Source organism: Phaeobacter sp. JH20_37, from assembly GCF_048056015.1.
GTDB classification, from domain to species: Bacteria; Pseudomonadota; Alphaproteobacteria; order Rhodobacterales; family Rhodobacteraceae; genus Phaeobacter; species Phaeobacter bryozoorum.
Genome location: NZ_JAYMWW010000013.1, coordinates 1195004 through 1207918, shown reverse-complemented (window position 1 = coordinate 1207918; position 12915 = coordinate 1195004). Strand labels below are relative to the sequence as shown.

Here is a 12915-nt window from a genome sequence, read left to right as displayed (position 1 = left end):
AAGGGTCTCGGCAGCGACGTCTCGGGCCGCCGCTGCCGATGGTGGCGCTGAGGCATCCCGCGATCCGAAAGGAAAAAGATCGCCGGGCTGCGTTCACGCCACCTGTGGGTGGTGGCCGCGCGAACCGCTTCGCTGGCCGACCCACCCGTAGGCTCAGGGCATGATCACGGTATCAATGACGTGAATGACGCCGTTTTCAGCCTCAATATCGGCGGTCACCACCTTGGCCTCATCGACCATCACGCCGCTGTCCAGATCAATGGTGATTTCGCTGCCCTGAACGGTGGCGGCCTTCATGTCATCGACCAGATCACCGGACATCACCTTGCCCGGCACCACGTGGTAGGTCAGGATCTCGATCAGCTTGTCCTTGTTTTCAGGCTTCAGCAGTTCTTCGACGGTGCCCTCGGGCAGGGCGGCAAAGGCGGCATCGGTCGGGGCAAACACGGTGAAGGGACCGTCGCCTTTCAGGGTGTCGACCAGGCCAGCAGCTTCAACTGCGGCGATCAGGGTCGAGAAATCACCGGCACCCGCAGCCGTGTCAACGATGTCCTTTGCGTGACCACCGGCAAAAGCCGAGGTGGTCAGGGCGAGCGTGGCGGCGGCGGTCAGAAGTGTCTTGCGGATCATGAGTACAGTCCTCTGTCTGGGTTACCTGCCTGTGTCGGCATTGACGGTATTACGGCGAGGTCTGCGGTTTGGATCTGGCGGGTTTCCGCCACCTGCATGTTGACAAGAAAAGCGCGCCGCCTAAGCCGCGCGCTTTTAGAATTTCCACTCACAATTATGTGATTGAACGCTGGATGCTCTTTGCAATTAAGGGGTGATCCAACCCTATTTGCAGAAGCTCAGGCGCCTTCGAATTCGCAGAGTACGGTGACATCCATGCCCAGATCTTCGAGCACCTTGCGGCCGCCAAGCTCCGGCAGGTCGATGATGAAGGCACAGGAGACGATCTCTCCGCCGAGCCGCTCGATCAGCTTGATGCCCGCCGCCGCGGTGCCGCCGGTGGCCAGAAGGTCATCGACCACCAGAACCTTCTCTCCGGGCTGGATCGCGTCGTCATGGATCTCCATGATCGCCTCGCCATATTCCAGCTTGTACTCCTGGCTGATGGTGGTGCCGGGCAGCTTGCCCTTCTTGCGGATCGGCACAAAACCGACGCTCAGCTGGTGGGCGATGGCGCCACCAAGGATGAAACCGCGCGCCTCAAGCCCGACAACCTTGTCGATCTGCTCGCCCGCATAGGGGTGCAGCATCTGGTCGATTGCCATGCGAAACCCGCGCGGATCGGCAAACAGCGTGGTGACATCGCGGAACATGATGCCCTCATGGGGGAAATCCACGATGGTGCGGATGTAGTCTTTGACAGCGGTCTTGCGGGCCATGGGGTGTCCCCTTTTTGGTCGTCTGGAATGGGTCGTCTGATCTCTGGCGCCTGCGGCCCCTAGCGGGCGACGCGACCAATGATATGTCGCTGATGCTCTTGGCGCAGGCAAGGGGGCGGATGGGGTGGCTGCTGTCAACCGGCGCGGCTGTGGCCTTTCGGAACCAGCGGCGGAGGCAATAATCAACCGTTACCAGACCGGGCGGTCGGTATGCCGAGGCCGCCTAGGCGGCCCCGGCAGCCGGTCAGCCCAGAACCCGTGCGGCAACCGCATCCAGTTGGGCCAGAAGCGCGGCATCGCGTTTTTCCGGCGCCGTCATGATGGCATGTTCCAGCGCGCGGTCGCAGCCATGCGGGCAGGCCTCGCGGGTCGCCCCCAGCAGCGCAGGCAGCCGCTGCACCAGCGCACGGCCCTTGGCGGAATTGCCGGTCAGGGTGGCGATGATGTCGGTGATCTCCACCGCGCCATGATCCGGGTGCCAGCTGTCGAAATCCGTCACCATGGCGATGGAAGCGTAGCAAAGCTCAGCCTCGCGGGCGAGCTTGGCCTCCGGCATATTGGTCATGCCGATCACGTCGCAGCCCCAGCTGCGGTACATCTTGCTTTCGGCCATGGAGGAGAACTGCGGCCCTTCCATACAGAGATAGGTGCCGCCGCGATGCACATTGATGCCCGCGTCCCGTGCCGCGGTCTCTGCCGCATCGGACAGCCGCTCGCAGGTCGGGTGGGCCACGCTGACATGCGCCACGCAGCCGGTGCCGAAAAAGCTCTTGTCGCGCGCGAAGGTGCGGTCGATGAACTGATCGACAATGACAAAATCCCCCGGCGCCATCTCCTCGCGGAAGGAGCCGCAGGCGGAGATCGAAAACACATCCGTGACGCCGAGCCGTTTCAGCGCGTCGATATTGGCCCGGTAGGGCACTTCGGTCGGCGAATGCACATGGCCGCGCCCGTGGCGGGGCAGGAAGGCCATTTTCACACCATCGAGGTCGCCGGTCAGGATCTGATCCGAGGGCGCCCCCCAGGGCGTCTCAACCGAGACCCATTCTGCGTTTTGCAGCCCGTCGATGTCATAGAGGCCCGAGCCGCCGATGACGGCAATCATTGTTTCCTGTGTCACGTGTTCTGTCCCCTGAAGCTGGTCCTTGTCGTTCTGCCCGAGGAGGCCCCGGTTTGACAAGCGCAACGGGGGATTTGATTGCTGCCGCCCTGTAGGCGGTAGCAAGGCCTTCGGCGAGAGTATTTGGAGAAAGATGACAGGCGGGCGCTATTCGCGCCGGATGATCCCGGTCAAAGCCGCCGCGCCAAGGGCGGTGACGATCCAGCCTGCAAGGGTGAAGATCCAGCGTGCCCACCACAGGATCACACCCGCCGGGCCACGGGTGGTGGAGGGTGCCCAGGCCTCGGTCTGGCCGAAGTCGATGATCGGAACCACGACGTCGGCGGCATAGGCGATCGCTGAGAAGCTTTCCCAGTCGCGGCCGGGAATGGTTGTCTCGCTCCAATGACCGGCGGGCTTCGCAGATCGGTCACTGCGGATTTGAGGGTTCAGATCGCACATAACACGATCTGGTGAAGCTCGAGAGCTGGCGGCGATGCGCTTTTCATCTGCTGGGGAAAGCTCGCCTTCCTGCATCGTCCTTAAATCCGTTATCTTGTTGGCGCCTTGCATCACATATTCTCCAATTCCAATGATGAGAACCGTCCGATGGATTGTGGGCCAAGCAAAGCGAGGCGAGTGGCTAAGTGTTACTAAATGCTTAAGTTTAATGTCAGCTCTCCTGCCGCAATGTTTCGCGTGCGAAACATTTGGGCAGGAGAGCTGACCCATTGGGCGCTGAGCGGGCGGTAACGGGGGCTGCCCTTGCCCCACTGGCGGAATTCCGCTAGGGGCGGGCGCTAACGATACCCTTTCCCGATCACAGGTGACCCCATGACCCGCGGCATAATGGCGACGCTCGCCAAGCAGATTTCACCGCCCAATCTCTCCATCATGCAGGACGAGGGCTTTACCGTGGGCCGTGTGCGCACCGAATTGCTGTCGGGCCTGACCGTGGCGCTGGCGCTGGTGCCGGAGGCGGTTGCCTTTGCCTTTGTTGCTGGGGTGCATCCGCTGGTCGGGCTTTATGCGGCCTTTATGGTCGGGTTGATCACGGCTGTCTTTGGCGGCAGGCCCGGGATGATCTCCGGCGCGACGGGGGCGCTGGCGGTGGTGATGGTGGCGCTGGTGGCAGAGCATGGGGTCGAATACCTCTTTGCCACCGTGGTGCTGATGGGGATCTTGCAGATCTTTGCAGGTGTCATGCACTGGGGGAAATTCATCCGGCTGGTGCCGCATCCGGTGATGCTCGGCTTTGTGAACGGGTTGGCGATTGTGATCTTCCTGGCGCAGCTGACGCAGTTCAAGGACCCGGACAATACCGAGGCCTGGCTGGCAGGGTCGCAGCTGATCATGATGTTGGGGCTGGTGGGGCTGACCATGCTGATCATCTGGGGCACGCCCAAGATCACCGCCATCGTTCCGGCGCCGCTGGCCGGGATCGGCATCGTGGCGGCGCTGGTGATTGCGCTGGGCATTGACGTGCCGACGGTGGGCGATATGGCCTCGATCAAGGGCAGTTTCCCCTCCTTCCACAATCCGTTTGGCACGGGTGAAGGCCTTTACGGCACCGCGCTGGCACCCTTCACGCTGGAGACGCTGTGGATTATTCTGCCCTATGCGGTGATCCTCGCGGCGATCGGCCTGATCGAGAGCCTGCTGACGCTGAACCTGGTTGGTGAAATCACCGGCAAGCGCGGCGGGGCAAGCCAGGAATGTATCGCGCAGGGGGCCTCCAACGTGGTCACAGGCTTCTTTGGCGGCATGGGCGGCTGTGCGATGATCGGCCAGTCGATGATCAATGTGAAATCCGGCGGTCGGACGCGGATTGCTGGCATTGCTGCGGCGCTGTTCCTGCTGGCGTTTATCGTGGTGGCCTCGCCGCTGATCGAGCAGATCCCGCTGGCGGCGCTGGTGGGCGTGATGTTCATGGTGGTGATCGGCACCTTTGCCTGGAACAGCTTCAAGGTGATGACCAAAGTGCCTATGATGGACGCCTTTGTCATTGTGCTGGTGACCGTGGTGACGGTGATGACCGACCTTGCGATTGCGGTGGTTGTGGGCGTGATCGTCTCGGCGCTGGCCTATGCCTGGAACAACGCCCGCCGCATCCACGCCTATACCCGCGAATCCGCCACCGACAAGGGCGCCAAGGTCTATGAGATCGAGGGGCCGCTGTTCTTTGGCTCGACCGACGGGTTCATCGAGCTGTTCGATGTGGCGAATGACCCGGATCATGTGATCGTGGACTTTGCCCGCAGCCGGGTGGTGGACCAGTCGGCGCTACAGGCGATCGAGGCGCTGGCGGGCAAGTATGAGGCCGAGGGCAAGGCGCTGGTGCTGCGGCATCTGAGCCGCGATTGCCATCAGCTTCTGACCAAGGCCGGGCATCTGATGGTCGATAGCGACGATGACCCTGACTATGCGCTGGCGGTGGACTACTCGGTCAAGACCGGGATCCTGGGCGGCCACTAAGCTGTCCCGTGGCATCTGAAAGAAGAAACCCGCGACACCATGGGCGTCGCGGGTTTTCTCGTTTTACGGTGATTGAACGGCGCTCTCGGGCAAAGCTTGGTCAGTCCGGTGCCAGGGTCTCCAGCATGTCGAGGTCACCGGACAAGAGCGCAGGTTCAGCGCGGGAGATCAGGTCGGCGGGCCAGTCCCACCATTTCAGGCCAAGCAGGCGCGCGATCTGCGGTTTGGTGAAGCGGTAGCTGTGGACGGTGCCGGGGTTGCCGGTCACGATGGCGTAGGGCGGGATTGACCCGCGCACCACCGCACCGGCACCGATGATGGCGCCATCCCCGATCCGCGCCCCCGGCAGGATCATCGCGCCATAGCCGATCCAGACATCATTGCCGATCACCGTGTCGCGGGTATCGGGCTGAAATCCGGTCATCTGCGTCTGATCGAACACCGGGAAAGGATAGCAGCTGAGCCCGTCCTGCGCGTGATTGGCAGAGGCGGTGATGATGCGCACGCCCTCGGCGATCTGGCAGAATCTGCCGATCACCACCCGCTCGCGCGATCCGGCAAAGAGATAGGGCGCCAGACGGCTGGCCCAGTCCGACGGCGGTTCAAAGGCGGAGGCATAGGTGAAGGCGCCGATGGAGAAATTCGGGTGATCAATCGCCTCCGACAGCATCACCGTGCCGGCATGGGCGCTGCCATCGGGCAGGGTGATCGGATGGCGTTTCTTTGGGTCGGGTAACGGCATTTCTGGGCCTCATTCATCCGGGCGGGTGAGGGAAAACAGATCCCGCACCACAGAGTAGTCACGGTAGCCAAGGCGCGCCAGCGGCTGGAAGCGGGTCACATCGAAAGTCCCGTCGATCAGGCAGCTGTCGTCGAGATGGACGCCGACCACCTCACCAAAGACCACCTTGTTGGCGGTGCCGGGAAGGGTCACGATCTGCGTCAGGCGGCATTCCAGCGCAGCCGGGGCGGCGGCGACACGACCGCAGGGAATGGTTGCGCAGGCGGCCATCTCCAGACCCGCGTGGGCAAATTCATCCACCCCCTTCGGCAGGGCTGCGGAACTGGCGTTCATTGCATCCCGCAGCGCGTAGGAGACAACATTGACGCAGAACACGCCGGTTTCGGCGATATTGGCCACGCTGTCCTTGGTGCCGTCCTGATCGTCCTTGGCCGAGGTGGAGGCAAACATCACCTGCGGCGGTTCATAGGCGACGGCATTGAAGAAGGAATAGGGCGCCAGATTGTTGGTGCCATCGGCCGCACGGGTGGAAATCCAGCCAATGGGGCGCGGGGTGACAATGGCGTTGAACGGGTTGTGCGGCAGCCCGTGGCCGCTCTCGGGTCGGTAGAACATATGCTGGTCTCCAAGTCTGAGCCGGAGCGGTAGCCTGCTGGTATTGCTTGCGGATCCGGCTGCCGGGGTTTGCCCAAGGCTTACGCCCGTGTTAGGGCGATGACCAGCCTGCGTGAAGAGTTTGCAGCGCGCTGTGGGGCAAATCCCTCGGTGGTGCTGGGCTGGTCAGCGGGCGGTGACGGCGACGGGCGTGGAGGCGGGCGCGTGATTGAGTTGAAGGCAGAGCAGCCCGAGGACCGCTGGGAGGTCGAGGCGCTATATGACCTGTGCTTTGCGCCCGGTCGCGAGGCGCTGTCGTCCTATCGTTTGCGCGACGACGTGCCGCCGGTCAGCGGGCTGAGCCAGGTGGCGCGCGATCAGGGCGGAATTCTGGCCGGGGCGATCCGCTTCTGGCCGGTGCGGATTGGTGAGGCGGGCCTGCCGGCGCTGCTGCTGGGGCCGGTGGCGGTTCACCCGACCCATCAGGGCGAGGGGCTGGGCGGCGCCCTGATCCGCGACAGTCTGGCCAAGGCGGAGGAGCGCGGCTGGAGCAGGGTGCTGCTGGTGGGCGATGCGCCGTATTACCGGCGCTTTGGGTTTTCCCTGCTGCCCGCGGTCGAGATGCCGCCGCCGACCAACCCGGAGCGGGTTCTGGGTCTGGATCTGGCGGCTGGCGGCTGGGCCGATGTGCGCGGCAGGGTTCTGCGCTGGAGCGGGCCGCAGATCCCCGGCTGATCGGGGTGGATCGCAGGCGCAGGTCACCGAGATCTTGAAATACGGGCCGGGAAGACAAACATTTTTTTGGCAACATGAGGTATGCCATGACCGAGATCCTGACCCCTGATACTGCCCTGACCACGCCGCTGGACGCTGCTGCCGTGGAGGCGGAGCTGGAGGCGCTGGCCAAGCGTTACCGCGCCGCCGGTGGGCTGGGCATCCAGATCCTGAACCTGCTGGGCGGCTCGGTTGACGGGCTACTGGACAAATTGCCTGCGCCGGTGCGGAGCCGGTTGAACGGCGCCACCGAGCAGGCGCTGCAACTGGCGATGCAGGGGGCCAGCGGATCGCGCCGGGTGGTGCCGGATCAGTCGGCGGCGGTCAACCGCGCGGTCAGCGCCGCGATGGGCGCGGCGGGTGGCATGGGCGGTTTGCCCGGAGCATTGGTCGAGCTGCCCGCAACCACGGCCTTCCTGCTGCGCAGTATTCAGGGGGTGGCGGCCGAAGAGGGCTTTGACCCGGAGGCCGAGGGCGTGCGCTTTGACTGTATCCGGGTGTTCGCTGCTGCTGGTCCGCTGGCGGCGGATGATGGCGCGGATCTGGGGTTCCTGTCACTGCGGCTGGGGCTGACCGGGGGGGCGGTGCAGAAACTGATCGCGCAGGTGGCACCCCGTTTCAGCATGGTTTTGGGCCAGAAGCTGGCCGCGCAGACACTGCCGGTGCTGGGGGCCGTGGCCGGGGCCACGACCAATTTCGTCTATTCGGGCTATTATCAGGAAATGGCGCGGGTCCATTTTGGTCTGCGTCGTCTGGCGGTGGCGGCGGATCAGCCACATGAGACATTGGTTGCGCGCCTGCAGGACCGGTTGCTGGCACCACGGTAGCAACCCGCCCCCCGAAGGCGGTTGCCGATCTGCGGCGGTCTGATGTGGAACACCGGCAGCGGGCGCTTCTGCCCTTGCACTTGTGGGGATTGCAGATTTAATCATCCCCTCCTGATGAAGAGTGATTACGATGATACAATACGCTCTGAAATGCGCTGAAGGACACAGTTTTGACAGCTGGTTCCAGTCGGCAGCCGCTTTTGACAAGCTGGCAGCGGCGGGGATGGTGGCCTGTGCGCAATGTGGATCCAGTCAGGTGGAAAAGGCAATCATGGCGCCCCGCGTGCGCCCCGGCCGTACGGCGGTTTCGCCGGTCGGTGAGGCAGAGCCGCGTGCCGCTGCGGGGGCTGTCGCGCCGCAGCAACCTGCACCACAGGCGGCTGGAGCGCCGGGCGCGCTGCGCGCGGTTCCACCCGGTGCGGGGGCGCTGAGCACCCCATCGGGAGAGCTGGAGGCTGCGGTGGCGGAGCTGCGGCGCAAGGTTGAGAAGAATTCAGATTACGTCGGTAAGGATTTCGCCAATGAGGCGCGCGCCATGCACCTTGGTGATGCGCCGGAGCGGGCGATCCACGGTGAGGCCCGGCCGGAAGAGGCGCGGGCGCTGATCGAGGAGGGCGTGCCGGTGCTGCCGCTGCCCTTCCTGCCCAATAGAAAAACCAATTGAAGGAAGAGCATGTATGCATGTCGTCGTGACAGGAACCAGCCGGGGCATTGGCCGCGAATTGGTCGCGAAGCTGCGGGAGGATGGTCACGAGGTGACGGGCACGTCGCGCGATCATTCCTCCGGTGTGCGGCTGGATGTGACCGATCCCGGCCAGCAGGCGCGGTTTGCCGCCCAGCTGAAGGGGCGACCGGTTGACCTGCTGGTGTGCAACGCCGGTGTCTATCTCGATAAATCAATGGCGCTGGAGGATTACTCTGCCGAGGTCTGGGGCAAGACGCTGGCCGCCAATGTCACTGGGGTCTTTTTGACGGTGCAGGCGCTGTTGCCGAACCTGCGGCTGGCGGCGGATCCGAAGATCGCGATCATTTCGTCACAGATGGCGAGCCATGCCCGTGCGCCCGGCGGCAGCTATGCCTATCGCGCGTCAAAGGCGGCAGCGCTCAATATCGGGCGCAATCTGGCGACGGATCTGCTGCCGGAGGGCATCGCCGTCGGGATCTATCATCCGGGCTGGGTGCGGACGGATATGGGCGGCGAAGAGGGCGACATCTCGGTGCAGGAATCCGTCGCCGGGCTGCTGCATGAGTTTGACGTGCTGAGCACGGAAACCACGGGCTGTTTTCACACCTGGGATGGCCGTATCCACGCCTATTGAGCGTGCGAGTGAAGACCGGCTGAACAGATCGGCGCGGAAACGAATAAGGCCGGAGCATTCGCTCCGGCCTTTTTTTGGTTTGCAGAGCCCCGTAGGGCGGTGGCTGGCCGTGGCTCAGTCCCAGCAGCTGACCAGAACGGTCATGCCGCTGGCCTGACGGGTCAGCGCCCCGACCGGCAGGGCAGTCGCCTCAGCGCTGGCGTCAGAGGCGGTGACCCCGGCGCTGCTCAGGGCGGCGCGCAGGGTATCGGCATTTGCCGCAAAACTGACCCCTTCTGGCAGCTGGGTGGCGCCTTTGGTCTGGCTCAGCAACATGCCCTGCACGGCGCCATCGGTGGTCAGCACCGGGCCGCCCGCATCGCCCGGCTGGCTGCTGAGTTGCAGACGCGAGACACCGGGGTTACCGGACAGATCCTTCACATCCTGCAAGCTGCCCCAGCTGAGGCTGGGGGCGCCGAGGACGCCCTCGTAAGAGAAGCCGGAAACCGCGATATCGGACTGAAGCCGGGCGGAGGCGCTGGCCAGTTTGGCGACGGCCATCGGGGCCAGCGCCTCAACCGGGCGCAGCACGGCGATGCCGGTGGCGGTGTCGGTATAGGCGACCTCGGCCTGGTAGTCGTGATCCAGTGTCACCCGGGTGCAGCCTGCAACCACATCGGCGGTGGTCGCCACGCTGCCCTTGGCATCGACATAGAAGCCGGAGCGCGACAGCCGCGGCTTGCGCACGTCAAGGCCCGAGATCAGATCGACATTCTGCGGGGCATCGGCACCGGCGGCGGGATCCAGAACGCCGTCGATGCGTTCGAAGCTGGCCGACATCGCTGCCAGCACGCGGGCGCGCCGCTCGTCGTCACCGGTCGGCCAGACCAGCGTGAAGCCCTTGATTTCGCCATTGGTGAGCCGGGCCTCGGTATAGGAGACGATGCCATTGCCGCGGCCTTCCAGGGTGAAGCTGTCGCCGCTGCGCTGGCGCGGACCGTCCAGAGGGACGATCTCCAGCGTCTGCATGATGTCGTAGAGACCGTAGAGCGTGCGCCGGTCACCGGGCTGGCTGATCAGCAGCAGCTGCGCGCCGAGATCGCCGCTGCTCTTGAACAGGGCAAAGGGAGATTCGTAGCGATCGAAGGTCACTTCACCTGCGGGGATCTGCATCGAAATCCCGGCTTTGGTATCGGTGAGGGGGGCCATGCCAACCGAAATCAGCGGCGCGTTATATTCATCCATCAGCGCCTGACGCTGGGCGGTGGTCAGCACACCGGTGGGCGCGTAGCCGCGGGCCGACTGCCAGTCCGACATGGAGCCACGCGTGCCGCGACCAAAGGCGCCGTCGATGGTAGAAGTATAGAAACCGGCGGCCTTGAGCGCGGTTTGCAGATCCATGCGTTCTTCGCGGGTGAGACGGGATTCGCTGCGGCGCGCCTCAGCCGGGGTCTCATCGGGGAGCACGGTTTCGACCGGTTCCGCCGGGGCCTGGGTCACCACTGCGGGGTCGATCGGCTCCAGAACCGGGCTTTCGACGGTGGCCTGTGGTTCGGTATTGGCGGTGGCGGCTGTCGGGTAGAACTGATTGCCGAGGTTGCTGCTTAACGCGATGAAGCTGTCGCGCGGGATCTGCCGTTCGGCGCGGTAGACCTGAAGCACCCGGTCGGCATCGCTGCGGGTATAGGGGCCAAGCAGAATGCCATACCAGCCACCGCCAAGCGAGAAGCCGGAGACATCGGGCAGCCGCGCGGCAAATTCCTGCGCTTCGGCCTGGGCTTCGCGCAGGGAGGCGCGGGCGGCAACCTGGATCCAGACCGTCTCCTGCGCGGATTGTTGGGTGCCGGTCTGGGCGGTGGCAACACCTGTAAAGGCGGATGCCAGCGCCATCAGGGACAGTGCCAGCGTAGCAATCAAACTCTTCATCAAAAGGCCTCTATCGGGGTGATCGGTCGTTGGCGCGCACATAACCACTTTCGCGCCGCGAAGGGAACTCCTCTTCGCAGGGGGAAAACCCGGCGGATGGCGCCAAATTCGGCTGATGTGGCCTCAGGGACGCGCTGGAGGGCGGGGGCTGCGTGTTTCAGCGGGGCCGGAGCCGCTCAGGCTGCGATGCGCCGTTGACCCTGCGCCGGGGCTTGCATAGGAAGAACCCCGGATTTGCTGCCCCCATAGGGAAGAAACATGACCGACACCAAAGGCGCTCCGCGCTCGTTCCAAGAGATCATTCTGCGGCTTCAGACGTACTGGGCCTCCAAAGGCTGTGCCATTATGCAGCCCTACGACATGGAAGTCGGCGCGGGCACCTTTCACCCCGCGACCACGCTGCGCGCGCTGGGCAGCAAGGCCTGGGCGGCCGCCTATGTGCAGCCGTCGCGCCGTCCGACCGATGGCCGCTATGGTGAGAACCCGAACCGGTTGCAGCACTACTACCAGTATCAGGTGCTGATCAAACCCTCGCCGCCGAACCTGCAGGAGCTGTATCTGGGCAGCCTCGAGGCGATCGGCGTCGATATGGACATGCACGACATTCGTTTTGTCGAGGACGACTGGGAAAGCCCGACGCTTGGCGCCTGGGGCCTGGGCTGGGAGGTCTGGTGCGACGGTATGGAAGTCAGCCAGTTCACCTATTTCCAGCAGGTCGGCGGCTACGATTGTCACCCGGTATCGGGCGAGCTGACCTATGGTCTGGAACGTCTGGCGATGTATATTCTGGGCGTCGATCACGTGATGGACATGCCGTTCAACGACCCGGACGCGCTGATCCCGCTGAGCTATGGCGATGTGTTCAAGCAGACCGAGGAAGAATACGCCCGCTGGAACTTTGACGTGGCCAATACCGAGGTACTGCTGCGCCATTTCGAGGAGGCCGAGGCCGAATGCGCCGCGATCCTCGCGCAGGAGCATATCGACCCCAAGACCGGCAAACGCATCATCATGGCCCATCCGGCCTATGACCAGTGCATCAAGGCCAGCCATGTCTTCAACCTGCTCGATGCGCGCGGCGTCATTTCTGTCACCGAGCGGCAGGCCTATATCGGCCGGGTGCGCGCGCTGGCCAAGCAATGCGCCGATGCCTTTGTGCAGACCGAAGCCGGCGGTCACGCAGCGTAGTAACCCGAGGCTGATTGCCAATAGGAGTCCACGGTATGGGCAAGTTCCTTTCGCTGATCCTGATCTGCTCCGGCCTCGCGGCTGGGGCGGCGATGTATTACCTGCAGGTCTACGGCTTTTACGAGGATGTTGAGCTGGAGCCGGGCAAGGACGTGATGCTGACGCCGCTTGGTGGTGGCGCGGCGCTGCCGATCCGCTACAGTGGCTTTGAGGCGATCGACGCGGAGAGTTCTCCCATTCGCTATCGCGCCTGTTTCGCTACCGATCTGAAGCCTGAAGAGCTGGCGCAACTGTTTGTGCTGTCGGATCAGAAAGAGCCGCGCAATGCGCCGGGCTGGTTTGACTGTTTTGATGCCGAAGCCATTGGTCAGGCGCTGGCCGAGGGACGCGCCGAAAGCTTTCTGTCGGTCAAGAATATCTCTTACGGGGTGGACCGCATCGTAGCGATCACCGACGCAGGGCGCGGCTATGTCTGGCATGAGCTGAACGATTGCGGCCAGAAAGCCTATGACGGCACGGTTGTGGGCGAGGAATGCCCGCCCCGGCCAGAGGCGGTCGGAGGCGAATGATGCTTGCCTTTCTGAAGAGTACCGCCCCTCTGGGG

Annotated in this window: 14 protein-coding genes; 7 read left to right on the top strand and 7 right to left on the bottom strand. The window is 63.9% G+C overall.

The annotated features are described in order from the left end of the window. Positions 1 to 153: 153 nt before the first annotated feature. From VWZ87_RS10655 to VWZ87_RS10640, 4 genes are all read right to left on the bottom strand, one after another. Positions 154 to 630, bottom strand: coding sequence for a fasciclin domain-containing protein (locus tag VWZ87_RS10655; RefSeq protein WP_416535773.1), 477 nt, complete (start codon positions 628 to 630; stop codon positions 154 to 156). Between the two features lie 218 nt (positions 631 to 848). Continuing rightward, positions 849 to 1388 carry an adenine phosphoribosyltransferase gene (locus tag VWZ87_RS10650; protein WP_008563170.1) on the bottom strand — a complete coding sequence of 180 codons (540 nt, stop codon included), beginning with the start codon at positions 1386 to 1388 and terminating at the stop codon, positions 849 to 851. A gap of 244 nt (positions 1389 to 1632) precedes the next feature. After that, the gene (locus VWZ87_RS10645; protein WP_416535774.1) at positions 1633 to 2508 is read right to left on the bottom strand and encodes an S-methyl-5'-thioadenosine phosphorylase; all 876 of its coding nucleotides are present in this window, start codon (positions 2506 to 2508) and stop codon (positions 1633 to 1635) included. A gap of 147 nt (positions 2509 to 2655) precedes the next feature. Beyond that, a complete protein-coding gene (locus VWZ87_RS10640) occupies positions 2656 to 3060 on the bottom strand; it encodes a hypothetical protein (RefSeq protein ID WP_416535775.1) in 405 nt (134 codons plus the stop codon). A 261-nt stretch (positions 3061 to 3321) separates the two neighbouring features. On the opposite strand from VWZ87_RS10640, the gene VWZ87_RS10635 reads away from it, so the two are divergent. Continuing rightward, positions 3322 to 4962 carry a SulP family inorganic anion transporter gene (locus tag VWZ87_RS10635; RefSeq protein WP_416535776.1) on the top strand — a complete coding sequence of 547 codons (1641 nt, stop codon included), beginning with the start codon at positions 3322 to 3324 and terminating at the stop codon, positions 4960 to 4962. Between the two features lie 100 nt (positions 4963 to 5062). Here the strand turns inward: VWZ87_RS10635 and VWZ87_RS10630 are convergent, their stop codons facing one another. Together VWZ87_RS10630 and VWZ87_RS10625 are read right to left on the bottom strand one after the other, a co-directional pair. Next, positions 5063 to 5704 carry a CatB-related O-acetyltransferase gene (locus tag VWZ87_RS10630; protein ID WP_416535777.1) on the bottom strand — a complete coding sequence of 214 codons (642 nt, stop codon included), beginning with the start codon at positions 5702 to 5704 and terminating at the stop codon, positions 5063 to 5065. A 9-nt stretch (positions 5705 to 5713) separates the two neighbouring features. Beyond that, positions 5714 to 6319, bottom strand: a complete 606-nt coding sequence (locus VWZ87_RS10625) for a flavin reductase family protein (protein ID WP_416535778.1) — start codon at positions 6317 to 6319, stop codon at positions 5714 to 5716. A gap of 204 nt (positions 6320 to 6523) precedes the next feature. Between VWZ87_RS10625 and VWZ87_RS10620 the strand changes: the two genes are divergently transcribed. The 4 genes from VWZ87_RS10620 (at position 6524) to VWZ87_RS10605 (ending at position 9218) form a co-directional block, all read left to right on the top strand. Beyond that, a complete protein-coding gene (locus VWZ87_RS10620) occupies positions 6524 to 7033 on the top strand; it encodes a GNAT family N-acetyltransferase (protein ID WP_340546284.1) in 510 nt (169 codons plus the stop codon). An 86-nt stretch (positions 7034 to 7119) separates the two neighbouring features. Next, positions 7120 to 7899: an EcsC family protein gene (locus VWZ87_RS10615; RefSeq protein ID WP_416535779.1), complete on the top strand. Its 780-nt coding sequence runs from the start codon at positions 7120 to 7122 to the stop codon at positions 7897 to 7899. A gap of 130 nt (positions 7900 to 8029) precedes the next feature. After that, on the top strand, positions 8030 to 8563 hold the full coding sequence (locus VWZ87_RS10610) for a DUF1178 family protein (RefSeq protein WP_416535780.1): 534 nt from the start codon (positions 8030 to 8032) through the stop codon (positions 8561 to 8563). Positions 8564 to 8576: 13 nt separating this feature from the next. Next, entirely contained in the window at positions 8577 to 9218 is a 642-nt protein-coding gene (locus VWZ87_RS10605) for an SDR family oxidoreductase (protein ID WP_340544676.1), read from the top strand. Between the two features lie 114 nt (positions 9219 to 9332). Here the strand turns inward: VWZ87_RS10605 and VWZ87_RS10600 are convergent, their stop codons facing one another. Next, positions 9333 to 11123 carry a serine protease gene (locus VWZ87_RS10600; RefSeq protein WP_416535781.1) on the bottom strand — a complete coding sequence of 597 codons (1791 nt, stop codon included), beginning with the start codon at positions 11121 to 11123 and terminating at the stop codon, positions 9333 to 9335. Positions 11124 to 11381: 258 nt separating this feature from the next. On the opposite strand from VWZ87_RS10600, the gene VWZ87_RS10595 reads away from it, so the two are divergent. Both VWZ87_RS10595 and VWZ87_RS10590 read left to right on the top strand, forming a co-directional pair. Beyond that, positions 11382 to 12311, top strand: a complete 930-nt coding sequence (locus VWZ87_RS10595; RefSeq protein ID WP_340544678.1) for a glycine--tRNA ligase subunit alpha — start codon at positions 11382 to 11384, stop codon at positions 12309 to 12311. Positions 12312 to 12346: 35 nt separating this feature from the next. Then, the gene (locus tag VWZ87_RS10590; RefSeq protein ID WP_416535782.1) at positions 12347 to 12880 is read left to right on the top strand and encodes a DUF6446 family protein; all 534 of its coding nucleotides are present in this window, start codon (positions 12347 to 12349) and stop codon (positions 12878 to 12880) included. Positions 12881 to 12915 lie beyond the last annotated feature (35 nt).